Annotated in this window: 21 protein-coding genes, 1 tRNA gene and 1 pseudogene; 10 read left to right on the top strand and 13 right to left on the bottom strand. The window is 67.0% G+C overall.

Annotation, left to right across the window (positions count from 1 at the left end; all coding sequences use genetic code 11):
- Positions 1 to 10: 10 nt before the first annotated feature.
- On the top strand, positions 11 to 1,024 hold the full coding sequence (locus ACFQPG_RS11715) for a UDP-glucuronic acid decarboxylase family protein (RefSeq protein WP_380813476.1): 1,014 nt from the start codon (positions 11 to 13) through the stop codon (positions 1,022 to 1,024).
- Between the two features lie 12 nt (positions 1,025 to 1,036).
- On the top strand, positions 1,037 to 2,707 hold the full coding sequence (locus tag ACFQPG_RS11710) for a hypothetical protein (RefSeq protein WP_380813473.1): 1,671 nt from the start codon (positions 1,037 to 1,039) through the stop codon (positions 2,705 to 2,707).
- Here ACFQPG_RS11710 and ACFQPG_RS11705 read toward each other — a convergent pair.
- From ACFQPG_RS11705 to ACFQPG_RS11685, 5 genes are all read right to left on the bottom strand, one after another.
- A complete protein-coding gene (locus ACFQPG_RS11705; RefSeq protein ID WP_380813470.1) occupies positions 2,675 to 3,664 on the bottom strand; it encodes a Gfo/Idh/MocA family protein in 990 nt (329 codons plus the stop codon). The two genes, ACFQPG_RS11710 and ACFQPG_RS11705, sit on opposite strands and share 33 nt — an antisense overlap.
- Entirely contained in the window at positions 3,661 to 4,641 is a 981-nt protein-coding gene (locus ACFQPG_RS11700) for a zinc-binding dehydrogenase (protein ID WP_380813468.1), read from the bottom strand. Before ACFQPG_RS11700 ends, ACFQPG_RS11705 begins: the two co-directional genes overlap by 4 nt.
- Before the next feature lie 82 nt (positions 4,642 to 4,723).
- Positions 4,724 to 4,927: a hypothetical protein gene (locus ACFQPG_RS11695; protein WP_380813465.1), complete on the bottom strand. Its 204-nt coding sequence runs from the start codon at positions 4,925 to 4,927 to the stop codon at positions 4,724 to 4,726.
- A 92-nt stretch (positions 4,928 to 5,019) separates the two neighbouring features.
- Entirely contained in the window at positions 5,020 to 6,783 is a 1,764-nt protein-coding gene (locus ACFQPG_RS11690) for a M56 family metallopeptidase (protein ID WP_380813462.1), read from the bottom strand.
- Between the two features lies 1 nt (position 6,784).
- Positions 6,785 to 7,162 (bottom strand): BlaI/MecI/CopY family transcriptional regulator, encoded by a 378-nt coding sequence (locus ACFQPG_RS11685; RefSeq protein WP_380813459.1) that lies wholly within the window; start codon positions 7,160 to 7,162, stop codon positions 6,785 to 6,787.
- 165 nt (positions 7,163 to 7,327) lie between these two features.
- Here ACFQPG_RS11685 and ACFQPG_RS11680 point away from each other — a divergent pair, with 165 nt between their 5' ends.
- On the top strand, positions 7,328 to 10,672 hold the full coding sequence (locus tag ACFQPG_RS11680) for an amidohydrolase family protein (RefSeq protein WP_380813457.1): 3,345 nt from the start codon (positions 7,328 to 7,330) through the stop codon (positions 10,670 to 10,672).
- A gap of 69 nt (positions 10,673 to 10,741) precedes the next feature.
- Here ACFQPG_RS11680 and ACFQPG_RS11675 read toward each other — a convergent pair whose 3' ends face one another.
- Entirely contained in the window at positions 10,742 to 13,165 is a 2,424-nt protein-coding gene (locus ACFQPG_RS11675; protein WP_380813454.1) for a metallophosphoesterase, read from the bottom strand.
- 226 nt (positions 13,166 to 13,391) lie between these two features.
- Positions 13,392 to 13,481: transfer RNA gene (locus ACFQPG_RS11670), tRNA-Ser, on the bottom strand.
- A gap of 141 nt (positions 13,482 to 13,622) precedes the next feature.
- On the opposite strand from ACFQPG_RS11670, the gene hspQ reads away from it, so the two are divergent.
- From hspQ to ACFQPG_RS11650, 4 genes and pseudogenes are all read left to right on the top strand, one after another.
- Positions 13,623 to 13,997 carry a heat shock protein HspQ gene (gene hspQ, locus ACFQPG_RS11665; RefSeq protein ID WP_380813452.1) on the top strand — a complete coding sequence of 125 codons (375 nt, stop codon included), beginning with the start codon at positions 13,623 to 13,625 and terminating at the stop codon, positions 13,995 to 13,997.
- A 123-nt stretch (positions 13,998 to 14,120) separates the two neighbouring features.
- Positions 14,121 to 14,489, top strand: a pseudogene (rplU, locus tag ACFQPG_RS11660) (50S ribosomal protein L21); the annotation flags it as partial.
- Positions 14,490 to 14,645: 156 nt separating this feature from the next.
- Positions 14,646 to 14,924, top strand: a complete 279-nt coding sequence (gene rpmA / locus ACFQPG_RS11655; RefSeq protein WP_380813449.1) for a 50S ribosomal protein L27 — start codon at positions 14,646 to 14,648, stop codon at positions 14,922 to 14,924.
- A gap of 185 nt (positions 14,925 to 15,109) precedes the next feature.
- Complete coding sequence (locus ACFQPG_RS11650) at positions 15,110 to 15,649, top strand: GNAT family N-acetyltransferase (RefSeq protein ID WP_380813446.1); 540 nt, start codon at positions 15,110 to 15,112, stop codon at positions 15,647 to 15,649.
- 66 nt (positions 15,650 to 15,715) lie between these two features.
- Here ACFQPG_RS11650 and ACFQPG_RS11645 read toward each other — a convergent pair whose 3' ends face one another.
- Positions 15,716 to 16,603, bottom strand: a complete 888-nt coding sequence (locus ACFQPG_RS11645; RefSeq protein WP_380813443.1) for a metal-dependent hydrolase — start codon at positions 16,601 to 16,603, stop codon at positions 15,716 to 15,718.
- Between the two features lie 80 nt (positions 16,604 to 16,683).
- Here ACFQPG_RS11645 and ACFQPG_RS11640 point away from each other — a divergent pair, with 80 nt between their 5' ends.
- Positions 16,684 to 17,247 (top strand): TetR family transcriptional regulator, encoded by a 564-nt coding sequence (locus ACFQPG_RS11640; RefSeq protein ID WP_380813440.1) that lies wholly within the window; start codon positions 16,684 to 16,686, stop codon positions 17,245 to 17,247.
- A 19-nt stretch (positions 17,248 to 17,266) separates the two neighbouring features.
- Here ACFQPG_RS11640 and ACFQPG_RS11635 read toward each other — a convergent pair whose 3' ends face one another.
- Together ACFQPG_RS11635 and ACFQPG_RS11630 are read right to left on the bottom strand one after the other, a co-directional pair.
- On the bottom strand, positions 17,267 to 17,785 hold the full coding sequence (locus tag ACFQPG_RS11635) for a carboxymuconolactone decarboxylase family protein (protein ID WP_380813437.1): 519 nt from the start codon (positions 17,783 to 17,785) through the stop codon (positions 17,267 to 17,269).
- A gap of 198 nt (positions 17,786 to 17,983) precedes the next feature.
- Positions 17,984 to 18,526: a peroxiredoxin gene (locus ACFQPG_RS11630; protein ID WP_380813775.1), complete on the bottom strand. Its 543-nt coding sequence runs from the start codon at positions 18,524 to 18,526 to the stop codon at positions 17,984 to 17,986.
- Between the two features lie 119 nt (positions 18,527 to 18,645).
- On the opposite strand from ACFQPG_RS11630, the gene ACFQPG_RS11625 reads away from it, so the two are divergent.
- Complete coding sequence (locus tag ACFQPG_RS11625; RefSeq protein ID WP_380813435.1) at positions 18,646 to 19,569, top strand: hydrogen peroxide-inducible genes activator; 924 nt, start codon at positions 18,646 to 18,648, stop codon at positions 19,567 to 19,569.
- A 3-nt stretch (positions 19,570 to 19,572) separates the two neighbouring features.
- Here the strand turns inward: ACFQPG_RS11625 and katG are convergent, their stop codons facing one another.
- From katG to chrA, 3 genes are all read right to left on the bottom strand, one after another.
- A complete protein-coding gene (katG, locus tag ACFQPG_RS11620; RefSeq protein ID WP_380813432.1) occupies positions 19,573 to 21,795 on the bottom strand; it encodes a catalase/peroxidase HPI in 2,223 nt (740 codons plus the stop codon).
- A gap of 107 nt (positions 21,796 to 21,902) precedes the next feature.
- Positions 21,903 to 22,469 carry a CDP-diacylglycerol--glycerol-3-phosphate 3-phosphatidyltransferase gene (gene pgsA, locus ACFQPG_RS11615; protein ID WP_380813429.1) on the bottom strand — a complete coding sequence of 189 codons (567 nt, stop codon included), beginning with the start codon at positions 22,467 to 22,469 and terminating at the stop codon, positions 21,903 to 21,905.
- Between the two features lie 56 nt (positions 22,470 to 22,525).
- Positions 22,526 to 23,716, bottom strand: a complete 1,191-nt coding sequence (gene chrA / locus ACFQPG_RS11610; RefSeq protein WP_380813426.1) for a chromate efflux transporter — start codon at positions 23,714 to 23,716, stop codon at positions 22,526 to 22,528.
- Positions 23,717 to 23,850: 134 nt separating this feature from the next.
- On the opposite strand from chrA, the gene ACFQPG_RS11605 reads away from it, so the two are divergent.
- The gene (locus ACFQPG_RS11605) at positions 23,851 to 25,161 is read left to right on the top strand and encodes an MFS transporter (protein WP_380813423.1); all 1,311 of its coding nucleotides are present in this window, start codon (positions 23,851 to 23,853) and stop codon (positions 25,159 to 25,161) included.

Below are 25,161 nucleotides of genomic sequence, written 5' to 3'. Positions count from 1 at the left end.
GATGATTGCAATGGCACGTCATGTGAACAAACGCGTTTTGGTGGCTGGCGGCGCCGGCTTCATCGGCTCGAACCTGATCGACCGGCTGATCGATGAAGGAGCGGAGGTCGTATGCCTCGACAACCTTCAGACCGGCCGCGCCTCCAACCTCCGCCACCTGGTTGGCGAACGGGACTTCCGCTTTGTCGAGGCGGACGTCATCGACGAACTGCCGTCGGAGGTGCGCGCCGGCCGCTTCACCCACATCTACAACCTCGCCTGCGCAGCCTCGCCGCCGCACTACCAGGCCGATCCCGAGCATACGATGCTGACCAACGTGCTCGGCACGCGCAACCTGCTTCGCCTGGCCGAGCAGCATGATGCCCGTTTCTTCCTCGCTTCCACCAGCGAGGTCTACGGCGACCCGGAGGTGCATCCGCAGGTCGAGGGCTATCGCGGCTGGGTCAGCTGCACCGGTCCGCGCGCCTGCTATGACGAAGGCAAGCGCGCCGCCGAGACGCTGACCTTCGACTATGCCCGCCAGGGTCGAGCCGACGTTCGCGTGGTGCGCATCTTCAATACCTACGGTCCGCGGATGGACCCGGACGACGGTCGGGTGGTCAGCAACCTTCTCTGCCAGGCGCTGTCCGGCCAGCCGGTCACCGTCTACGGCGATGGCAGCCAGACCCGCAGCTATTGCTACGTCAGCGACCTGGTGGAGGGCATCGAACGGCTGATGGCCCATGACGGCCCGCAGCCCGGCCCGGTCAACATCGGCAACCCCAACGAACTGACCGTGTCCGACCTGGTCGAGGATGTCCTGCGGCTCACTGGGTCCAACAGCCAGGTCACGTACCGCCCTCTGCCGGTTGACGATCCCCGCCGCCGCAAACCCGACATCAGCCTCGCCAAGAAGCTGCTCGGGTGGGAGCCCAAGGTCCCGCTCGCCGAAGGGCTGGAGGCGACCGCCACCTACTTCGCCGAGGAATTGCGGGCGAGCGCCAGCCGCCCGGATCAGCGCCCCACGCTCGCCGCCGCCGAATAGACGCCAGGCGCCGTGCTGGTTTACGGCGATCAGGTCGAGCGGATCGATCCTGCGGAGGCGCTGCGCCGGCTAGGGGAGCAGCGGGACGGCGTGCTCGGCATGGTGCCCGGCCTTGCCCGCCACACGGCTCTGTCCACGCTGTTCGTCGACGGGGCCATGCTGCTCCAGGGAGTCGCCGACGCCGCTTTCGCGCAAGGCGGCTGCGACGATCTTCGTACGGTCGACAGGCGATTGATGGGGTGGCTGGTCGAACTCGGCCGAGCGCTGATCGTCAGCTGGGACAGCGAGTTCGCCGGCCTTGCGCGACTGCCCGGCCTTCCCGCACTGGGTCCTCTCCCCGGCGAGGTCGAACTACGCACACCCGAGGGCTACGCCTTCTACGCCCTTTACCCCGAGGCCTATGCCGCTGCGGCGCGCAGCCTGAACCTGTCCGCACCGCCGCGCGTGATTGGCCTGCGCAGCATCGGCACCGGGCTCGCCGCGGTGGTCGCCGCAGCCCTCGACGCCCCGCCACCCGTCACCATTCGCCCGCATGGCGATCCGTTCGCCCGCACACTTGCTATCGCGCCCAGGCTCGCTGCTGCGTTGCTCGACGGCAGCCCGCACTATGTGATCGTCGACGAAGGCCCGGGATTGTCGGGCAGCAGCTTCGGCGCGGTCGCCGACTGGCTCGAAGAGCATGGCGTGCCGCGCGAGCGGATCGCCTTCCTCCCCGGCCACTCCAATCCGCTCGGTCCGGAGGCCGCAGCCCCGCATCGCGCCCGCTGGAGCAAGGCGCAGCGGCCGGCCGTCCCCCCGGACGAATTGCTGGCGGACCGGCTTCAGCAGTGGGTGGTGCATCAGGTTGGCGCCCTGTCGGCCCCGCTTCAGGACATCAGCGGCGGAGCCTGGCGGTCCTTGCGGGGCACGGATGAGACGATCTGGCCCGCCGTCAACCCGCTGTGGGAACGGCGGAAATTCCTTGCGCATACCGGTTGCGGTAGCTGGCTGGTCAAGTTCGCCGGACTTGGGCGGATCGGCGCCCGAAAGCTAGACCTGTCGACCCGCCTGCATCGCGCCGGTTTCGGTGCCGAGCCGGCCGGCCTCGCGCATGGCTGGCTGATTGAGCGATGGCACGACGACGCGCGCCCCGCACGCCCGAACCTCGACGAACTGGCGTCGTACCTGGCTCTGCGCCGGTCCTTCCCTGCCCCCTCGGTCGGAGCCACCCCGCACAGCCTGCTGGTCATGGCCCACCGCAACGCGCCTGAATGGCTCGGCGACTGGTCACCCGACGCCGACCGCATAGCCGCAGCCCAGCGCCCGGTCGCAATCGACGGTCGGATGGAGGCGCACGAATGGCTGCGCCGACGGTCCGGACAGCTGCTCAAGGCCGATGCGCTGGACCACCATGCCGGCCACGAGCTGATCGGCTGCCAGGACATCGCCTGGGACGTTGCTGGTGCGATCGTCGAGCTCGACCTCGGGTCTGAGGACACGGAACTGTTGTCCCGGCGCCTGGGCGTGAGCCCCGACCTGCTTGACTTCCACCAGCGCTGCTACCTTGCCTTCCGCATCGGCGCGCGACGACTGGGCGCCGCCATGCTCGGCCATTGGCCGGCCGAAGCGGCCCGCAACATCGCGGACGCCGAGCGCTACGAACGGCGCCTGTCAGCGCTGGTAAATTGCATCGAGCACGCGTGACACCTCGACCAGCCGCTCGGCCTCACGATCGAACCCCGCGCCGGCCCCAAGCCGCTGCGCCCAATCCGCGGCCGCCCGGCCACCCCAATCCTCCTCCCGCTCGGCAAGCGGGCGAGTGTGCGTGCCGTCCAGCCGAACCGCATCGAACGCGTAGAACGAACCGTCGACGTTGCGCAGCGCGGCAGCACCGGCGGTTCCGTAGAAGTCCGCTGCGATCACCGCCTCCTGCCCTGCCGGCAGACGCCACGAGCAGGCCAGCCGAAGCACGGTCCCGCCCTTCAGCACGATGGTCGCGACCGCATAATCCTCACACTGCGAGCCGGGATCTCGAAGCGGCTCACCGCCCGTCAGCAGCTGAGACTCCACTCGCTCGACCGCCGGGAAGTCCAGCGCCCATAGCGCCAGGTCGACCAGGTGCACACCAAGGTCCATCACGCACCCGCCTCCCGACTGGGCCGGATCGTAGAACCAGGGCTTGTCCGGGCCATAAGCGTTGTGGAACGTCAGGTCGGCGGCGAAGACACGCCCCAGCTCGCCCGTCCGCACCAACTCGCGGATGCGCTGCATTCCGGTCGTGAAGCGGTAGCTGAGATCGACACCCAGCAGCAGGTCGTTGCGTCGCGCCGCTTCCACGACGCCGTCCACCTCCGCGGCCGTCCGGCCGAGCGGCTTCTGGCAGAACACCGCCACGCCCGCCTCCAGCGCGCGAATGGACTGCTCGGCATGCAGCGCGCTCGGACTGGCGATCACCAGACCGTCCAGGTCCTGGTTCAGCAGCTCATCCAGCCCGTCCACCATCGCCGCGTTCGGCGCGAGCGCCAGCGCAGCCTCGCGCATCTCGGGCGACGGGTCGGCGATTGCCGCCGCCTCGACAACGCCGGTTTCCAGCATCTTCTCCATCCGGTGGCGGCCGATCCAGCCGACGCCGAGGAACCCGACACGCGGCCGCCCGCTCACGGAATCACCAGCGCCTTGAGGAAGCCGTCGGGACGGTCGCGCGTCGCGTCGAGTGCTTCCCCGAGCCGCTCGAGCGGATAGCGATGGGTGTAGAGCGAAGACGGGTCCAGCCGTCCGCTCGCTACCGCTTCCACCGCCTCGCGGATGCCGGCGACATAGGCCGCCGGATCACGCTCGTGGGCGTTGATCACGTCGATCCCGCGCCAGTTCCACAGCCACATGTTGACTTGCCGCGAACCGTCCTGGTGGTAGCCGGCGACGATCAGCTTGCCCCGCTCCGCGGTCAGCTCCGCTGCGAGGTCGAGTGGCCATTGCTTGCCCACGGCCTCGATAACACGCTCGCAGAATGTGCCGCCGGTGAGCCCCTTGACCTGTTCGATGATGTGGGAGTGATCGTCCATCGGGATCGCCTCCGCGGCCCCGAATTGCCGCGCCACGTCGAGCGAAAATGGCCGGCGCGAGATGGCGATCACCCGCGCCCCCGCATCGGTCGCCAGCCGAGTGAGGATCGCCCCCAGGAAGCCGATGCCGACGATCGCAACGGTCTGCCCAGCGCGAATGTCACTGCGCCGGAAAATGTTGAAGGCGCAGCCGAGCGGCTCTCCGGGAAACGGCTGCCCGTCCAGGCCCGTCGGCAGCTTCACCACCGCCGAGGCCTCGGCGAGGTCGTAATCGGCATAGCTGTGGTAGGACAAGGCTGCGACCCGGTCGCCCGGCGCGATCGCGTCGACGCCCGCCCCCACCGCATCCACCACGCCCCACCCTTCGTGGCCCATGCCGCCCGGCTCGCCCGGAAAGGTCATCCACTCGGGCCCCGACCACGGCGTCAGGTTGGAGGCGCATACTCCGCAGCCTTCCAGCTTTACCCGGACCTGGCCCGGACCCGGGTTCGGGCACGGCACCCGGTCAAGCCGCATTTCGCCCGGCCCGGCAAGCACTGCCGCGCGCATCGTTTCACCCGCTTCGACGTCGGCCAATCCTGCCCCCCATCTTCTTCGTTCCTGCCGCAGAACGACAAGGGCGGCGGAAGGTTCAATCGAAGGATCGGCAAGTGCCTGCTTACGGCATAAGCGCGTGCATCTTAAGCCCGACGAGCTCATCCGCCGAGAAGGTTAGGCCACTCCCCCGCTGACCCGCCAGGGCGCCGCCTGCGCGCCGGGCTGACCCCATGCATTCGGCCTCCGCACCCGCGGCAAGACCCGTGGGGGTCACGCCGACGCCGGTCAGGAGTACTGCGAGCAGGAGCGAAAGCGGACGGTTCATGGTCGACTCCCTTGCAAGGGTTGGGGCAAGCCGGTCCCGTTCGCCGAGGCGGCGCTGGGCTGGCGACATCCGGGGCAGTTCAGGGAAGCGGATCAGTCTGCTTCGGGCGGCTCAGGAGGCTCGGGCGGGTCGTAATCCACGTCCGGAGTATGCGGTGGCCTCACCGGCCAGTCGCCCGACGGGCGATGGTGAGCCTTGATCCCGCGCGCGCGCAACTCAATCAGCTTGTCCACGCTCAGTCCGGTCATCCCGGCCGCGCGCAGTCTGCGGATGTAGTTTCCGTTTACGCCCGCCGCCCGCAAGCCGGCGAGATCGTCCAGCGGCACGTTGCGATAGCCGGCGGCAGCAAGGTCGCGGACATAGGCCGGGCTGACGCCTGCTGCTCGTGCGCCGACCACATCGCCGACATCCTTCGCGGCGTAACCGGCCCGAACCATCTCCTTGAGCCACTCCGGGCTGACACCCACTGCCTTCAGCGCCAGCAGCTCGCCCTCGCCCGCGCTCAGCCGGGGCGCCGCGGCACGAATGCGGGCGGCATAGTCGGGCGACAAGCCGGTTGCCCGGATGGAGGCCGCGCGCTCGACCACCGCATCGACCCAATGATCGACCGACACGGCCGGGGCTGCCGGCTCCGCCGCGGCGTACGGGTGAGCCGACGCAAGGGCCAGCCGCCGCTCGGCTTGTTTCTCGACCGCTTTCTCGAATTCGGGAGAATCGACCTCGCGGCCGGTGAGCGCCGCCGCAACCTGCGAACTCACCATCTCCGTCGTGACCGCCGTCGCTCCGGCCATGGAGTCCGCCACCACTGAAGGCAGTGAATCGGTCGGACGCGGAGCGCTCACGTAATAAGGGCGGCTGGGATCAGCGCTCGCAGCCTTGCCGGTGAAGGTGACCGCCGCAAGCGGCGCCGCGGTAGCGATCACGCCCAGCGCGACGCCCGCCCCGAAGCCGCGCGCGACCGGGGTCCGCGGCAGGCTGGCGTCCAGCACCCGGCGCACCCGGCGCGTCAGGCTACCCTTGCCCGGCGCCACTCCGTGCGAGGCAAGCAGCAGGCCCTTGCAGTCGTGCCGCGCCACCCCAACCAGAAGTTCGGCATAGTCCGGCCCGGCGACATCCGCAGCCAGCACCGCATCGTCGGCCGTCTCCTCGCGCAGCTGGTGGGCCTCGCGGGCCAGCATCCAGACCAGCGGATTGAACCAGAAGATGGCGACTGCGATCCGCCCTAGAAGCAGCTTGGCCCAGTCCAGTCCACGCACATGAGCGAGCTCATGGGCAATGATCGCCTCCGCCTGGCCGTGCGCTTCAATCGCTTCGTCGTTGAGCAGGATCACCGGCCGCATCACGCCCCAGCTGATCGGCGACTTGAGGTCGCTGCTGCTGAGCAGCGCGGTGCCGTGCTTGAAGTTCATGCGATGCTGCGCATGCGCCAGCGCGCTCAGCCAGGTCGGATCGACCAGCACCGACGCTCGCGCCCGCAGCGCCAGCAGGCGGAGGACGGCCAGCAGGGTCACGGCGACAAGGATCGCGGCGGGAAAGCCATAGACGAGCGGCCATAGCTGCAGCACGTCCAGCTCGCCGGCATCGGCCGCTACCGACGGCGCTTCGAAGACAGCCGCGCTCGGGTCGTTCACGGCGGAGGGAGCGACAGGCGCCCCATCGGCACTCAGCAGCGGCAACTCGAACACCAGCTGAGGCAAGACCAGCGCCCCGATCGGAACAAGGAGGAGCGCCAGGAGGCCGAAATGCGCGACCATGCTCCGTTCCGCTGCCGAACGCCCGCGGAGCAGGTGCAGCAGGCCAAGCGTCGCCCCAGCGATCAGCAGGGACTTGAGAGCGAAGGGAATCAGCAGATCCATCTTACTTCCCCTTTGCGTGACGGGCCTTCGCGATCATCTCTTCCAGCGCGTCCAGTTCCGCTGGCTCGATCCGATCGGACATGCCGAGCAGGGCGCTCGCCGCGCTGGTCGGCGATCCGTTGAAGAATACCCTCACAACTTCGGACAGGGCCGACTTGCGCGCGCTCTGGTCGGACAGGGCCGGACTGTAGAGGAAACCGCGCTCGCTTTCGCTGCGCCGCACTGCCCCCTTGTCCTCCAGCCGGCGAAGCATGGTCCGCACAGCGGATCCGCTGAGCGGTTGGGGCAGCGCGTCGGTGACCTCCGCTGCGGTCATGTCGCCGCGCTGGTAGAGAAGGTCGACGATCTGGCGTTCTTTCGGCGGCAATTTGCTGAGCACGACTCACCCCTTCTCGCTACATTTGTAGCTTGTGTTACAATTGTAGCGTTGATGCAAGCACCTTCTTTCACGCCTTGCGTCCAGCCGTTTGTCGATCCAGTCTGGCCGAAGTCACAGGCGGCGCTATCCAGCGGCCGCATTACCCTCCCAACACAGGTTGCGCCCATGCTCGCTCGCCTTTCCCTGACCTGCCTCCTGCTCGCCTCCAGCGCCATCGCCCAGCAGCCGGCGCCGCCCGCCGACGCGCCGCCCCCCAGCGAAGCGCAGCCGCCCGCGGAAGCCGCGACGCAGCACACACCGCCGCAGGCGACCACTCCACCCGCCACACCGCAGAAGGCGTCGGACGAGACCAAGTGGGACGTGCAGAACCCGCGCGGCCTCACCACCCGCAAGGTGCAGATCAGCACCGACGAGGGCACCTGGATGAACGTCGACGTGTCGCCGGACGGCACGCGCATCGCCTTCGACATGCTCGGTGACATCTATGTGATGCCGATGGCCGGCGGGACGCCGACGCGGATCGCGGCGGGCCTCGCGTACGAACAGCAGCCGCGCTGGTCGCCCGACGGCACCCGCATCGCCTTCGTTTCCGATCGCGCTGGCGGCGACAACATCTGGATCATGGATGCCAACGGTGCGAACGCGAAGCAGCTGACCAAGGAGGATTTCCGTCTCCTCAACCAGCCGAGCTGGAGCCCGGACGGCCGCTACATTGTCGCCAAGAAGCATTTCACCACCGCCCGCTCGCTCGGCACCGGTGAGGTGTGGCTGTACCATGTTGATGGCGGCGGCGGCGTCCAGCTGGTCAAGCGGGTCGACGAGAAATATCAGAAGGAGCTCGGCGAGCCGACCTTCGCCGCCGACGGCAAGAGCATTTACTTCACCCGCAACATCACGCCCGGCGGCACCTTCCAATATGCCCAGGATTCGAACCGCGCGCTGTTCGCGATCGACCGCTACGAGCTGGAAACTGGCGAGACCCACCGCCTGACCGGCGGCAATGGGGGAGCAGTCCGCCCGACCCCCTCCCCCGATGGCAAGTACCTCGCGTTCGTCCGCCGCGAGCGGGCCAAGTCGAAGCTCTACGTCCGCGATCTCGCCACCGGGAACGAACGCAAGCTGTACGACCTGCCAGACCAGGACATGCAGGAGACCTGGGCGGTCACCGGCGTCTACCCGAACATGGACTGGACCGCCGACAGCCGCGACGTGGTGTTCTGGGCCGGCGGCAGGATTCGCCGATTGCCCGTTGTCGGCGGCGACGCCCGCGAAGTCCCGTTCCGCATCGCCGACGACCGCGTCGTCGCCAACTCGCTTCATCCGACCATCGAGGTTGCCCCCGCCAGTTTCGAAACGAGGATGATCCGCTGGGCGCAGATGTCGCCCGACGGAAGTCAGCTCGTCTATGAATCTCTGGGCAAGCTGTGGGTGCGTCCCGCCGGGGGCGGCGAACCTCGCCGCCTGACCCGCGGCGAAGGCAATTTCGAGTCATGGCCGAGCTGGTCCCGCGATGGCCGCCAGATCGCCTTTGTCAGCTGGAACGACCGCGACCTCGGCCGGATCATGGTTGCTCCGGCGCGCGGCGGCTCGGCCAAGGCGGTGACGCGTGAGGCCGGTCATTATGCCAGCCCGCGCTTCTCGCCTGATGGGCGGACCATCGCCTTCGAAGCGGGTTCCGGCGGCGGCCTCACCTCCGACCAATGGAACCGCGACGAGGGCGTCTATGTCGTTCCCGCGGCTGGCGGCGCGATCAAGCTGGTCGAGCGCAACGCCACCAATCCCCAATATGGCGCCGCCAACGACCGCCTGTTCATGACCGCGCGGATCGACGACAAATTGCAGCTGCGCAGCACCGACCTCGAGGGTGAGGCGCGACGGATCCATGCCTCTGGCGATCTCACCAGCGACTTCCAGGTCGCGCCCGACGGCCGCTCGGTCGCCTTTCGCCAAAATTACGAAGCGTTCCTGATGCCGCTCCTCCCGGGCGGGCAGAATGTCGAAGCCGCGACCGAGAAAGGCGCCTTGCCCTCCGTCCGCTTGAGCCAGGGCGGCGGTGACTTCATCCACTTCTCGCGGGGTGGCAGCCAGGTGCACTGGAGCGTCGGACCGACCCTTTTCGGCACCGACACCCGCGTCGCCTACTACCCCGGATATACGGCGCCCAAGACCGGCCTCAACCTGTCCCGCGCGGTTCGTGCCGACAAGCCGGCGGGGACCGTCGCACTGACGGGCGCCCGCATCGTCACCATGCGCGGTGACGGCGGCGGCATCATCGAGAATGGCACGATCGTCGTACAAGGCGACCGCATTCTCGCCGTCGGGCCGAGCGGCAGCGTCGCCGTTCCGGTGGGAGCACGCACCGTCGATGTCACCGGCAAGACCATTGTCCCCGGCTTCATCGATGCCCACGCCCACGGCCCGCAGGGCGAGAACGGGATGACCCCGCAGCAGAACTGGTCGGCACAGGCCAACCTGGCGCTTGGCACCACCACCATCCACGACCCGTCCAACCGTGCGTCGGAGATCTTCGCCGCCGCGGAGATGCAGCGCGCCGGTCTGATCCTCGCCCCGCGCATCTTCTCCACGGGCGAGATCATCTACGGCGCGAAGGCCGCCGGTGCCTTTGCCGAGATCGGCAAGTTCGACGACGCCCTCGCCCACGTCCGCCGCCTCAAGGCGCAGGGCGCGTGGAGCGTGAAGAACTACAACCAGCCGCGCCGCGAACAGCGCCAGATGGTCGTCGCGGCGGCGCAGGCCGAGAACATGCTGGTCGTCCCCGAAGGCGGCTCGCTGTTCAACATGGACATGAGCCTGATCCAGGACGGCAACGCTACCGTCGAGCACAACGTGCCGGGCAGCACCTTCTACGGCGACGTGCTGCAATTCTGGTCGCAGACGAAGACCAACTACACGCCCACTTTGGTCGTCTCGTACGGCGGCCCGGGCGGCGATCCCTACTGGCGCTCACGCACCAACGTGTGGGAGCATCCTTTGCTCAAGGCGCACATCCCGCCGGGCACCCTCGCCGCCGACAACGCCCGCCGGGAGATCGCCCCGGAAGAGGATTATGCCGACACCTGGGCGGCCCGCGAAGCCCGCAAGCTCGCCGACCGCGGCATCCAGGTGAACATCGGCGCCCATGGCCAGCAGGACGGCATCGGCGCCCACTGGGAGATGTGGAGCTTCGTCAAGGGCGGCTGGACCCCGCTGCAGGCGCTGCAGGCGGCGACGATCATGCCGGCCAGGACCCTTGGCATGGACCGCGACCTCGGCACGCTGGAGCAGGGCAAGCTGGCCGACCTTGTCATCCTCGACGCCAACCCCGTCGAGAACATCCGCAACTCGGACAAGGTCAACATGGTGATGCTCGGCGGCCGCCTGTACGACGCCGCGACCCTCAACGAGCGGGTGACGGGCAACCGCGTCCGTCAGGCCTATTGGTGGGAAAACAGCACGAACCCCAGCGCTGGCCGGGTATCCGCCTCCGCGCACAGCCACCAGGCCGATTGAGCGCGACACGGCTCCGGCTGAAAGGCCGGAGCCGTTCGCGGCGGGGCAGCGCCGTCAGGACGACGCGGTTCAGCCGGGGAAGAAGTCCAGCCCCGACCGGTCATACTGCAGCCACGGATCGACCGCGAACGCCGCGCTTTGCGACCGGTCGATCGTGTAGCTGTCGATCAGAGTCCCTTCTCCTCCACCGCCCACCGCAACGAAGTCGAAGGTGATTGAGGTATCGCTGGCCTGCACCAGCAGGACCCCATAATCGTCATGGTAGCGGAACGCGCTCCCTCCGGTCGGGGCCTCGAAGCCATAGCGCGTCGCTCCGCCAAGTCCGGTGATCAGATAGGGCAACAGGACGCCGTCCTGATTGTCATCCCGCAGGATGCGTTCGTACAGATGCTCGTGGCCGTTCAGGACCGCGGTCGCGCCCCAGTCCTCGAAGGGCCAGCGCATCTCCTCTTCGGGTCCGTGCTTCTCCCCGGAACTGTACGGCGGATGGTGGAAGAACACGATCTTGAAGGGCGCTTCGGACGCGGCAAGCTCCGCCTTGAGCCAATCCGCCTGCTTGCTGTCCTTGTCCATTCCATCGGGCTCTTCGGGATTGCTGTTGAGCGCGAAGAAATGCACCGGGCCGATGGTGAACTCGTAATAACGCTCGTTGCCCGGCAAGGTGAAATAGTTGAAATAAGCGGAAGGGCCGCCGCCTTCCCCATTGTATTCGTGATTGCCAATGGACGGGAAGAACCGATTGGTCTCGCTGCCCGGACCATGGTCTCCCCGATAATTGCCGATGTACTCGCTGTATTTGACCCCCACCTGATCGTCGATCGGGGTTGAGCCGTAGACGTTGTCGCCGGTCGTGACGATGAAGTCGACGTCCAATGCGGCTACGAGCTTCGCGACATCCGCCGCGCCGTCCCTGTTGCCGTAATCGCCAAAGGCGGCAAACCTCGTCTCGGCGACGTCAGCGACAAGCGCGGTCACGCTATCGACGAACGGGGCTCCGCTGCTGCTGGTCGCAGTGACCTTGAGGTCCACCGACGGAGTTCGCTCGAAGTCGAGCCGCACCCCGTCTTTCAGCAGAAGGGTGCTTCCCACCACCTGGAAGCGCGGATCCGCGACCGAAAAGGCGTAGCTCTCGCCCACCGGGCCGTTGGCGATGCTCAACGTTCCCACGGCGGCTCCCGCTACATTCTCGCGGAACGACGAAGCGGGAGCGAGCACCAGGTCCATCTCCGCGGTCGGGGGTGGCGGCGGTGGAGGGGGTGGCGGTGGCGGTGGCGGTGGTGGTGGCGGGGGTGGTGGTGGCGGCGGGGGCGGAGGTGGCGGCGGTGGCGGAGGTGGTGCCGCCAATACATACTCGACGTGCAGCACCGGCGCCCTGGCGGCGTCCCCGTCGAATGCGTGCGCGGTGCGCGCGCCGCTGCCGCTGAGCGCGAAGCCAAGGTCATTCCCCGACTGCCAGCCGGCTCGCCCGACGATCTCCTGGACGATCGCCGTCAGGTCCGGAGTCCGTTGCGCTTGGCCCGCTTCGTCGCGGATCGTCCAGCCCTCCGGCTGCCAGGTCGCCGCGGCGGCCGTGGTCGCCCGACCGGTGATGTCGTTGAGCGAATGAGTGAAGGTCGAAAGATCGTCGCTGGCGAACCCGCGGATGAGCAGCGAGGTGTCGACCGTGTCCGTCTCGTCCGACTGGAACTGGACATAGGCGCGGGTGATCACCGCGCCCGGCGGGATCGCGATGTCGGTGAAGCGGAGCCCGACCGTCTGAACGACATCCCTATCGGTGGTCAGCTCCAGGTCGGAACTCGCAAGCCAGATGCTTCCGCCGCTGCGTTCCTCGGCATCGTCCGAACCGCTTTCGATCCGCTTCTCGAGGACCAGGGCGGCGGAGCGATATTCGATATGCAGCAGCGCGGCCTTGTCGGGACTGCTTTCGTAGGCCCGAGCGGTGCGTTCGCCGCTGCCGGCGAGCATCACGCCAAGGTCGTTGCCCGCCACCCAGCCCGCCCGGCCGACGATTTCCTGGATGATTGCCGCCAGATCCGGCGTCCGCTGCGCCTCGCCGGCTTCGTCGATGACCGTCCAGGCCCCCGGTTGCCAGTTCGTCAGGGCTTCGGTCGCAGCGCGCGAAGAAAGATCGTCCCGGGCCACCGTGAATGGCGAAAGATCGTCCGTGGCGAACCCGCGGATCAGCAGCGACGTGTCGGCGGAGCCTGGCTCGTCCGTCTGGAACTGGATGTAAGCGCGGGTGATCACCGCACCCGGCGGAACGTCGATGTCCGTGAACCGGAGCCCGACGATCTGCAGCAAGCCATTGTCGTCGACCAGTTCGAGGTCCGTGCTCGACAAGGAAGTCCTGTAACTCCGCTGCTCGGCGTCGTCCGGCCCGCTCGCTATTCTCCGTTCAACTGTCGCCGTCGCTCCGGCGTCGGCGATTGTAAGGCCGGGTCCGATCGTGATGGTTTCGGCGATTGCGCCGCGGACGGGGTCTGTGGCCAGCATTTCCTACTCCCGCGATATTGCTGGAAAGGACGCCAGGGAGGGACGGTCAGCCCCCCTCACGCTGAGGTCTGCGCACTGCTCAACGACTCGCCCTGTATAGCAAGCGCACAACGTCGGCGCTGCTAATTATTTGTGAACGAAGGTTTTTCGTTCCGGCAGCTTTACGAAACCGCGCCGCCGACGCCGTGCGCTGCGTCCCCGGTTGCGCAAGCGCTCTACAAGGCGGTGGCGGAGAGGGTGGGATTCGAACCCACGGTACGGTTGCCCGCACGCCGCATTTCGAGTGCGGTGCTTTCGACCACTCAGCCACCTCTCCGCAGGGTTTCGGGCGCTGGCCGGTGGAACACCGGCGGTCGGACGGCGCGCCTCTAGCAGCGCCCCGGCGACTTGCCTAGCCCGGTTCGCCGGGTTCACGATCATGCCTTGTGCGGCACGGCGACGCCATTAAGTTGCACCCATGCAGTCGCTTGAACGTTTCACCGTCATGGACCCGGCGATCACGCCTCCGGTTTCGCAGGCCCGCTTCGGCATCGGGGAGGTGGTACGCCACCGCCTGCTCGACTTTCGCGGCGTGATCTTCGACGTGGATCCGGTCTTTGCCAACACGGACGAATGGTATGAAGCCATCCCGCCGGAAATCCGCCCGTCCAAGGACCAGCCCTTCTACCACCTCCTCGCCGAGAATGCGGAATCGAGCTACGTCGCTTACGTCAGCCAGCAGAACCTGGTGCACGACGAGGATGACGAGCCGATCGACCATCCCGCGATTGACGGCCTGTTCGATGCCTTCGTTGACGGCCGCTACCGACTGAAGCGCGAGCACAAGCACTAAGGGCTTCCTTGGTTGACACCCGCCGCCCCCTCCCTTAGGCGGCAGCCTTTCCGCGCGGGACCTCGCGTCCCGGGTGCTGCCAAGCGCGGAAGCGAGACATTCTAGACCAAAAGAGAAGAGCCAATGTTCGCAATCGTGCGCACGGGCGGTAAGCAATACCGCGTCGCCCCAGGAGACAAGATCGTCGTCGAGAAGCTGGACGGCAATGCCGGCGACAGCATCACTCTGGGCGAAGTGCTGATGGCGGGCGAAGGCTCCGACCTCAAGGATACCAACGGCCTGACGGTCGCTGCCGAGATCATCGCGCAGGCCAAGGCCGACAAGGTGACGGTGTTCAAGAAGCGCCGCCGCCACAATTATCGCCGCAAGAAGGGCCACCGCCAGCAGCACACCATCCTCAAGATCGTCGCAATCGGCGATCACAAGGGCGGCGAGCAGGCTGCCGCAAAGCCCAAGACAGCGAAGGCCGGCAAGGCCGCTGCCGCTCCGGCTGCCTCGGCCGATCAAGCGGCCAGCTTCGAAGGCGTGGCCCCCGCCGATGCCGGCACGGAGGCGACCCAGGACGTCTCGACTCAGAATGCTGCACCTGCTAAGGGCAAGGGCAAGAAGGCCGCTCCGGCCGCCAACACGACCGCAGAGTAATCGATCATGGCACATAAGAAGGCAGGCGGCTCCTCCCGGAACGGCCGCGATTCAGAGAGCAAGCGCCTCGGCGTGAAGAAGTTCGGCGGCGAAACCGTTCGCGGCGGAAACATCATCGTGCGTCAGCGCGGCACGCGCTGGTACCCGGGCGACAACGTCGGCCTGGGCAAAGACCACACCCTGTTTGCGCTGTGTGATGGCCGCGTTGCGTTTCGCGACGGGCGCCAGGGCCGCAAGTACGTCCACATTGAGACGATGCCGGCAATGGACGCAGCCGCAGAATAGGGACCGGTCGCTAAAGGGCCGTCCCGAGAGGGGGCAGCCCAGGACAGGTCTCACAAGGTCTGAAAGGGAGAAGAGGGAAGCCCCCTCTTCTCCCTTTCGTCGTTTTGGAAGGGCCCAAGTCTTCTCCCGAAACTGTAACCGACCGGCGGTAGGCGCTGCGTCGGGAGCGAAGGGGAGTTGAGCCAATGTTCGCACGGACCGAACGACTGCTGCTGCGGCCTGGCTGGGCCGAGGATGCGGCCGCACTGGCGAAGGGGATCGCCGACGAGCAGATCGTCCGCAACCTGGCCAAGGCGCCGTGGCCCTACCAACTGTCGGACGCCCAGACCTTCCTGGCGATGCCGTCCGATCCGGTCCTCCCGACCTTCCTGATCTTCGCCCGCACGGGCTCGGCGCCGGAGCTGGTCGGCGCCTGCGGCCTCGCGCGGCTCCCCTCCGGTGCGGTCGAGCTCGGCTACTGGATCGCCCGCGGCCATTGGGGCCGCGGCTATGCTACCGAGGCCGTCCGCCAGCTGATCGAGATCGCCGACACGCTCGGCCTCGCCCAGCTGGAGGCGTCGCATTTCGTCGACAACCCGGCGTCCGGCCGAGTGCTGGAAAAGCTCGGCTTCAAGCCCACCGGCCTCACCGCTCCGCGCCACAGCTGCGCCCGCGGCGAGGAGGTGCCCGCCCGGCTGTTCCGGCTGCAGCTGAAGGCTGAAAAGCCCGAGGTACTGGCGGCGTGAGCCGCTGCTCCCCCGGGCACGAAGTGGGCCCCGCGGCGGCTCCGCCACTCTGGGGGAGGAGCTTCCCTACCCCGCAGCCCGCACCCGCCTGGCCGGTGGCTCCTGGCGATAGTCATACTCGCTGTCCCAGCCGGCGATCAGCGCACGGTCATCCTCGTTCCATGGATGGAACCGCGGCAGGAAGAAGCTGACCCACGCGCCGAAAATCTTGCGGAACACGCCGGGCGAGCCCCACATCTCCCACAGCAGCGGCGCCCAGGCGCGCACCCCGGTGATCCCGTCCTGCCGCAGCAGTTCCAGCGCGCCGGCCGTGCGGTCCACCACGAAGTTGCGGGTCACGTAGAGCATCACAAGCGCCTTGATCTTCCAGCGCTTTGCCCGCGGCATGTCCCGCGTAGCCGCCAGCCAGGTGTCGTACGCCACGCCCTTGTGCTCGATCTCCTCGACCGCATGCCAGCGCCACAGGTCGGCGCTCTCCTTGTCCGCACCAGCGAGATGCCTGGGTTCCTTGAGCAACTCATGGGCCAGGATGGCGGTGAAATGCTCCAGTGCCATGGTCGCGGCCAGCGAGACGATCGGCGGCTTGGAGCGGGTCAATGCCAGCCGCTCCTCCACCCTGTTCTCGAGCGGGGCGAGATCGTACCCGGCATCGGCGGCACGGTCATTGAAGGCGAGATGCTCGCGGCTGTGGATCACTTCCTGCGTGGTGAACGCCCGGATTTCCCCCGCCAGCCGCTCGTCCGCCGCCTCACGGAACTGGCGGACGCTCTCAACGAAAAAGGCCTCGCCCTTCGGAAAGGTCGCCGACAGGCAGTTGTAGAGCGCGCTGCGATAGGGATTGCCGCCGTGCCACCAGCGCGGCGTCCGGTCTTCGCGCCCGAAGCGACGATCGCGCGGCGTGATCGTCAGGTCGGTCGGAGTCACCGAACCACGCTCGAGACTTGCAACACCCATGTGCGTCCTCCAACCAAGGCTGTGCCTCCAGATTGGGTCTGCTTACAGTGATGTCAATAAGTTTGCACTCACGCCGGCGGATGTCGCCGGACGAAAGCCGGGCGGCAGCCGTGGTGGCGGCCCGCGAGCTGCTGATGGATGAAGGCGCAGCGGCCGTGACGCTGAAGGCGGTCGCGCGCAAGATCGGCCGCACCCACGCCAACCTGCTCCATCATTTTGGCTCGGCCGCCGGACTGCAGCGGGCCATCGCCGAAGAGATCGCCCGGACGGTCTCCGCCTCGATCACCGGCGCGATCGAGCAGCGCCGCCGCGGTGAGGCGACCGAGCGGCATGTGGTCGATGCCATGTTCGAGGCGTTCCGCCGTGAAGGCGCCGGCGAACTGATCGGCTGGATCGCGCTGACCCGCCAGCGCGAGGCGCTCGAGCCGGTGATCACCACCATTGCGGCGATCATCCGCCAGATGCGGGTGTTGGGCGACACTCGCCCTGTGGACCGGATGACATTGGGGCTAACCTTGCTGGCGATCGGCGACAGCCTGGTCGGCGAGGAGATCGCCCGCGCCTGCGCCCTGCCGCGCGAAACGGTGCGCGAGGTGGCGGTGACGCAAATCGAGGCGCAGGCTGGAGAAGCGCTGCGGGAGTGAGCGACCTTCCGCCGGGAGATCACAAGGTCGCGTGAACCGTCGCGACCGCCTGCATCACGGCGGCGATCCGCGCCGCCGCCTGGATCGTCTCCGCCTTGACGTTGTGCTGCTGGAGCACCCGCTCATGGCTGTCGATGCACATGCCGCAGCCGTTCATCGCACTGACCGCCAGGCTGAACAGCTCGAAATCGTCCTTTTCGATCCCCGGCGAGCCGATCACGTTCATCCGGAGCTTCGCCGGCAGCGTTCCGTACACCGGGTTCGAGGCGAGGTGCACGAAGCGATAATAGACATTGTTCATCGCCATCACCGCAGCCGCTGCGCGTGCCGCTTCGGCCGCTTCAGGGGACAACTTGGGCACGCACTCGGCCTCGGCCGCGGCCACGAGCGGCCGGTAGCCGCTGCCATGGGCGCAAGCGAGCAGCAGGCCATACTTGCGCTGATCGCCTAGCAACTGGTCGTTGAGCAAGGAGCCGAGGTTCAGCCGCAGATCCTTGGCATAGGCGGGCAAAGTGTCGGCGAATTCCTTGAGCGACATGAAGGTCCTCGGATGAACAGGAGGTCATTCCTCCCCGGCAAGGGGATGCCGGGGAGGAGACTGGAAGGCGGCCCGCAAGGGAAACGGGCCGCCCTCACGTCCCGGACGGCCAACGCGGCGGGGGCATGCCGCGCGTCTCGTCCGGGCATTTCGCCGCCCTCCAACAGGGGAAAGGAGGAGCGGCTAACGCTTTGGCTTTCATGCAGCCGGGCGGAGCACCTCTTCGCCGGCCGTCCAGTTGCACGGGCACAGCTCGTCGGTCTGAAGGGCGTCGAGCACCCGCAGCGTTTCCTGCGGATTGCGTCCGACGTTCAGCCCGTTGACCGTGACGTGCTGGATCACATTGTCCGGATCGATGATGAAGGTCGCGCGATAGGCGACATGCTCCTCCGGATCGAGGATGCCCAGCGCCTGCGCCAGCTGCATGCCGTTGTCGGCGATCCACGGGAAGTCCGCGGTGCCCAGCTGCTCGTCCGACTTGCGCCAGGCGAAGTGGACGTGCGCAGTGTCTGTCGACGCGCCGATCAGCACCGCGTCACGGTCCTCGAAGTCGCTCTTCAACTCACCGTAGCCGACGATCTCCGTCGGGCAGACGAAGGTGAAATCCTTCGGCCAGTAGAACAGCACCTTCCACTTGCCCTCGGTCTCGCCGAGATCGATCGTCTCACCGGCGGGCAGCGCTGCGGTGCCCTGCTGGACGGGGAGGACGAGCGAAGGAATCTTGTCACCAATGGTAAGCATCATGTCTCCTGTTGAGCAGCGGTGCGCGGGCGAATCCCCGGCTTGTGCGATGCAGCATCTAGGGTCTGGCGCTCAGCGTTCAAGTCGCTTAAATCCACTTTCGTTGATTGGATTTGTCGATGACTGTGTACCTGCCGACCCTGAAGCAGCTGCAATATCTCGTGGCCCTTCACGATCACGGCCATTTCGGCCGCGCTGCCGAGAGCTGCTTCATCACCCAGTCCACGCTGTCCGCCTCCCTGCGCGAGTTGGAGGCGCTGCTCGGCAGCACGCTGGTCGAGCGGACGCGGCGGGTGATCCGTTTCACCCCCCTGGGCCTCCGGATCGTCGACAAGGCCCGCAGGGTGCTGCGCGAGGGCGAGGAGCTGGCCGATATGGCTCGCGCCGAGCGCGAGCCGCTGACGGGCGAATTGCGGATGGGCGTGATCCCGACCATTGCCCCTTTCCTGCTACCCTCTCTCCTTCCCAAGCTCCGCGCGGAATGGCCGACGCTGAAACTTTATCTCCGCGAAGAAACCAGCCAGGCGGCCTGTGACGCCCTGCAGCGGGGCCAGCTCGACTGCGTGCTTCTGGCTATGCCGTTCGCATGCGGCGACGTCGATACCGCCGAGCTGTTCGACGATCGCCTGCTGGTCGCCTTTCCGCCCGGCGAGGAACCCGCCGATCCGCAGGTTCGCCCCGAGGACATCGCAACCGGGCGGCTGCTCCTGCTGGAGGACGGCCATTGCCTCAAGGACCATGCCCTTTCCGCCTGCAACCGCCCCGAACTGCGAGCTTCGGCGATGATGATGGGCACCTCGCTGCATACGCTGGTGCAGATGGTCGACAATGGCCTGGGCCTGACCATGGTGCCGCAGATGGCGGTGGACGGCGGCCTCCTGGCCGGCACCGACATTGCCGTTCGGGCGCTCGACGCCGACTATCCCTCGCGCCGGATCGCCTTGATCTGGCGCAAGGGGAGCCCGCGCAGTGAGGAATTCCAGCTGCTCGGCCAGGCTCTCAGCCGTCATCACCAGACGCTGGAGCCTGCCCGCGCGGCCTGAGGCTCAGGCGCTGACCTGCGCCACATCCCTCGCCAGCTTGCGCTCCGGCAGAAGATCGAAACGATCGGCGTTCATCACCTTGGTCCAGGCCTTGATGAAGTCGCGGACGAACTTCTCCTCGTTGCCGCGCTCGGCATAGACCTCGGCCGTGGCGCGCAGCTGGCTGTTGGACCCGAAGATGAGGTCGGTCCGCGTCGCCCGCCACTTCTCCTTTCGCCCGCCGCGGGTGTAGCCGATGAACTCCTCGTCGCTGGACGCGTCGACCAGGTCCCAGAAGGTCTCATTGTCGAGCAGGTTGACGAAGAAGTCGTTGGTCAGCTGGCCGACGCGGTCGGTGAACACGCCTTCCGGCTTGCCGCCATGATTGGCGCCCAGCACCCGCAGCCCGCCTAGGAGCACCGTCATCTCCGGCGCCGAGAGGCCGAGCAGCGACGCCTTGTCGAGCAGCAGCTCCTCCGTCTTCACCGGCTGCCTGGTCTTGAGATAATTGCGGAAGGCATCCGCCTGCGGCTCCATCCAGACGAAGCTGTCGACGTCCGTCCAGTCCTGAGTGGCGTCGCCACGACCGCCGGTGAACGGCACCTCGACATCGAAGCCGGCATCCCTGGCGGCCTTCTCGACCGCCGCCGTCCCGGCCAGCACGATCGCATCCGCAAGCGACATGGCGCCGCGCAGCTCGTTGAGCTTGCCGAGCACGCTCGCTAGCTCGGCAGGCTCGTTCACCGCCCAGTCCTTCTGCGGCGCCAGCGCGATGCGCGCACCATTCGCGCCGCCGCGATGGTCGGACTTGCGGTAGGTCGAAGCGGACGCCCAAGCCGTCTTGACCAGCTGCGTCACGGTCAGCCCGCAGTTCAGCACCTTGTCCTTGAACGCGGCAACATCGGCATCGGACGGGGCAGTTCCCTCGGGCACCGGATCCTGCCAAATCAACGTCTCTTCGGGAACTTCCGGCCCGAGGTAACGGACTTTCGGCCCCATGTCGCGGTGGGTCAGCTTGAACCAGGCGCGCGCGAAGGCATCGTCGAGCGCCGCCTGGTCGTCGCGGAACCGCTCGGAGATCGCGCGGAATTCGGGGTCCATCTTCAGCGCCATGTCGGCGGTGGTCATCATCGTCGGCACGCGCTTGTTCGGGTCGCGCGCGTCGGGTGCGAGGTCCTCCGGATCGGGGTTGATCGGCGTCCACTGCTTGGCGCCGGCCGGGCTCTCGACCAGCTCATAGTCATATTTGAACAGCAGCCGGAAATAGTCGCCGCCCCACCTGGTCGGGTTGTTCGACCACGCGCCTTCAATTCCGGAGGTGGTGATGTGACCCTTGCCGATCTCCTCATCGTCGGTCAGCCAGCCGAGGCCTTGCAGGTGCACCGCTTCGGACGCCGGATCCTTGCGATAGGTGTCGGCCGGCTTGGCCCCGTGCGCCTTGCCGAAGGCGTGACCGCCAGCGGTCAGCGCGACCGTCTCCTCGCTGTTCATCGCCATGCGCAGGAAAGTCGCCTTCATGTCGCGCGCCGACAGCAGGGGATCGGGGTTGCCGCCGGGCCCCTCGGGATTGACGTAGATGAGGCCCATCTGGATCGCGGCGAGCGGCCCTTCCAGCTCGGGCAGTTCCTCGCTGATGCGGGTCTGCGCGCCCTGGTTGACCCAGATTTCCTCGGCGCCCCAGAAGGTGTCGCCCTCGGACTGGTAGACGTCCTTGCGCCCACCGCCGAAGCCGAACACCGGACCGCCCATGCTTTCGATTGCGACGTTGCCAGCAAGGATGAACAGGTCGGCCCAGCTGATGTGCTTCCCGTACTTCTGCTTGATCGGCCACAGCAGACGGCGGGCCTTGTCGAGATTGCCATTGTCCGGCCAGGAGTTGAGCGGTTCGAAGCGTTGCTGGCCGCTCGATGCGCCACCGCGGCCATCAGTGACGCGATACGTTCCGGCGGCGTGCCACGCCATGCGGATCATGAACGGACCGTAGTGGCCGTAATCGGCCGGCCACCACGCCTTGCTGTCGGTCATCAGCGCGGTCAGGTCGGCCTTGAGCGCCTGATAGTCCAGCTTCTCGAACGCCTCGGCATAATCATAGTCCGCACCCATCGGGTCGGGCGAGACCCCATTCTGATGGAGCATGTCGACCGGCAGCGCTTCGGGCCACCAATCCTTGTTGGTGCGTCCCAGCAGCGAGCGTGCCTTGGTCCCCTTCATCGGGCAGCCGCCCATATCGCCAGTCTTCGCGTCCATGATCTATGCTCCTTTTGGCAAGGTGGCGATCAAGCTATGCCGACTTCAGCAACGACGGAAACGATTATACTTTGATCGACCCACTGGGGAAATCGATCAGTCGGCGCTCAGTCCATGTGCCGCATGCCCGTGCGCAGATAGTCCCAGCCGGTGATCATCGTCAGTGCGGCCGCGGCCCACAGGCTCGCCAGCCCGACATCATGCACCCACGCCTGGTCAGGGACTGACCCGGCCAGGATCAGCGCCCCAAGCGCCACCAGTTGCAGCGTCGTCTTCCACTTGGCGAGCGCACTGACCGGTACCGACACCGACAGCCCCGCCAGGAACTCGCGCAGGCCCGACACGATGATCTCGCGCAGCAGAATGGTAAGCGCCGGCAGGATGTGGAGGCCATGGATGATCGGCTCGCCGCTCGACTTGCGGCTGGACACCAGCATGATGATTACCGCCGCCACCATGATCTTGTCCGCGATCGGATCGAGGAACTGCCCCAACCTGCTGATCTGCCCATGGGCGCGCGCCAGATAGCCGTCGAAATAATCCGTGATCCCGACGATGCAGTAGAGGACGAAGGTGATCAGATAATCGAGCGGGGTCGGCTTCCACAGCAGGAACACCAGGATCGGCACTGCCAGGATGCGGGACAGGGTGAGGAGATTGGGTAGCGACAGCATGCGGGCGCCTGTCTACGCGAAAGCAGGGCGGGGGCAAATCGGGTGCGCTAGCCCTGTCACCGGAACACCAGGGCGCCCGCCAGTCCGGACCCGAGTACGAGCGCAGGGACGCTGGCCTTCGAACGCCAGAGACACAGAACGGCTAGGCTGGCGACGAACAGGGCGGCACCCCAGGGCAGCGAAGGCACCGACCGGCTGGCGCTCCATCCGAGCTGCACGGCAGTGACCGCGATCAGCCCGATCACGCCGGCCGCGACCCCTTCGAGGAAGCGGTGCAGTCGTTCATTGTCGATCACCGCCTCCAGCCGGTCGAAGAACAGCAGCCCGAAAGCAAAGGCGGGAAGGAAGATCCCCGCGGTCATGGCGAGCGCGCCCGCGAGGCCGCCGGCGATGTAGCCGACAAAGGTCGCGAAGATAATCAGCGGCGCCGGGATAACTCCGGACAGCGCCAGGCTGTCCAGGAACTGGTTCTCGCTGACCCACCCACGCCCAACGGCATCGTCCCGGACGAAGGGTATGGCTGTATAAGCCCCGCCAAAGGTCAGCAGCCCTGCTTTCAGGCCGGACAGGAACAATGGCACTGCGCTAACCGCATTCTCCGGGCCTCCTCGCTGGACGTCCGGCGTGATTGGCAGCGCACTCTCGCCGGTCATCATGGCAATCATGGCCGCCGCCACGGCGACCAGCGACGCGACAAGTCTGCGATCCGCTCTCACGGCCGCATAGACCAGACCCGCAGCTGCGAGTGTCACCCAGAAGCTGACCCCCAGCGCGGTGCAGCCGGCGCTTGCCGCCGCGATGATCCAGAGCGCCCGGTCAGTCAGTGCATGATCCGCAATCCGGTGCACGGCGCGTGCAATCAGTGCGATTACGCCGATCTGGATGCCCATGAAGACGGCCGCCACCTGCGGGTGCTGAAAGTCGAGACGCTGGTACAGCCAGCCCAGCGCCAGGATCAGGAGCAAACCGGGCAGCATGAAGCCAAGGCCGGCCAGCAGCCCACCTAGCCGCCTGCCCTTCATCACTCCAAAATGAACGCACAGCTCGTGCGCCTCGGGACCGGGAAGAACCTGGTAGATTGCGAGCAGCCGATTGAATCGCCCGGTTGCAATCCAGCCTTCCTCGTCGACCAGTTCGCGCTTGATCATGGCGATCTGCGCCACCGGACCGCCCCACGCCAGGCAGCCGAAGCGAAGGAACCGCCAGAAGATCGCGAGCAATGGTTCGCCCGCCTCGGGTCGCTGCATGCCCGACTTGATATCGAACCGGCTGCATGCGGGATAGGTGTCGGCTGGCGCGCCTCGGCTTGCCGGGGCCGGTTCAGCCGCTAGAGGGGTCCGATGAATTGCTGGGGTAGACCGTCAAGGCGCGTGAGACACTGATGTACGGCGCAACCCACCTCGTCGGCACGCGCCGATTCCTGCCGATCTTCGTCACGCAATTCCTTGGCGCGTTCAACGACAATCTGTTCCGCACCGCCATGGTGCTGCTGGTGATCTACGGCATCTACCGCAGCGCCGAACAGGAAGCGGCGTTCAGCGCGATTGCCGGGGGGCTGTTCATCCTCCCCTTCTTCCTCCTCTCGGCGCTCGCCGGGCAGCTGGCCGACGCGATCGACAAGGCGAAGATCGTCCGCATCGTGAAGACTGCCGAGATCGTCATCATGGTCTTCGGCGCGGCCGGCCTGCTGTTGCAGAATGTACAGCTGCTGCTGGTCGCGCTGACCGCGATGGGCGTCCATTCGACCTTTTTCGGCCCGATCAAATACGCCATCCTGCCGCAGCATCTCGAGCCCGACGAAGTTCTCGGCGGCACCGGTCTCGTCGAGGCCGGCACTTACATCGGTATCCTTGGCGGAACGATCCTCGGCGGGCTGCTGGTCCTGAAGAATCCGGACGGCAGCTACCATGCCGAGCTGGCCGCGGTCGGCGTCCTCGCCGTCGCCGTGCTCGGTCGGATCGCGGGCCAATTTGTCCCGCCAGCTCCCCCGGTCGACGTGCCCGATGATCCGGAATTCCCCGACGCGGGCATGGACTGGCACATCCTGCGCGCCTCCATCCGGCTGGTGAAGGCGACCATGCACATCCCCCGGCTGTTCCTGGCGATCATGGCGATCAGCTTCTTCTGGGCGATGGGCGCGGTGCTCGCCGCCCAGTTCCCGCCGTTGGTCAAGAACGTCTTCTTCGGCGACCAGAGCGTCGCCACCCTGTTCCTCGCCATCTTCTCGGTTGGGGTCGCGGTCGGCTCGGTCGCGATCAACCGCCTGCTGAAGGGCGACGTGGCCGCCCGCTATGCCCCCGCCGCGGCGCTGGCGATGGGGTTCTTCGTGCTGCTGCTGTTCCTGCTCGCCCGTAACTGGCCGGCCAGCACGCAGCTTTTGACCCTCGGTGAGTTCCTGGCCGACCGCAAGGCGTGGCTGGTTATCGCCGACCTGTTCTTCGTGGCGGTGGCCGGCGGCATGTTCGTCGTGCCGCTTTACGCTTTCCTGACCACCACCGTGCCCAAGTCGGAAACGGCCCGCACCGTCGCCGCCAACAACATCGTCAATTCGGGCGCGATGGTCGCGGCGACTCTGCTGCTGACCGGGCTTGTGACTGCCGGAGTGTCGGTTGCGGGCACCCTGCTGATGGTCGCCATCGCGAGCATCGGCGCCGCCTGGCTCGGCTGGAAGCTCCACCTCGCCTGCGACTGA

The organism is Sphingomonas sp. GCM10030256, assembly GCF_042666415.1.
GTDB lineage: Bacteria > Pseudomonadota > Alphaproteobacteria > Sphingomonadales > Sphingomonadaceae > Sphingomicrobium.
This window is presented reverse-complemented; position numbering and strand designations above follow the sequence as displayed.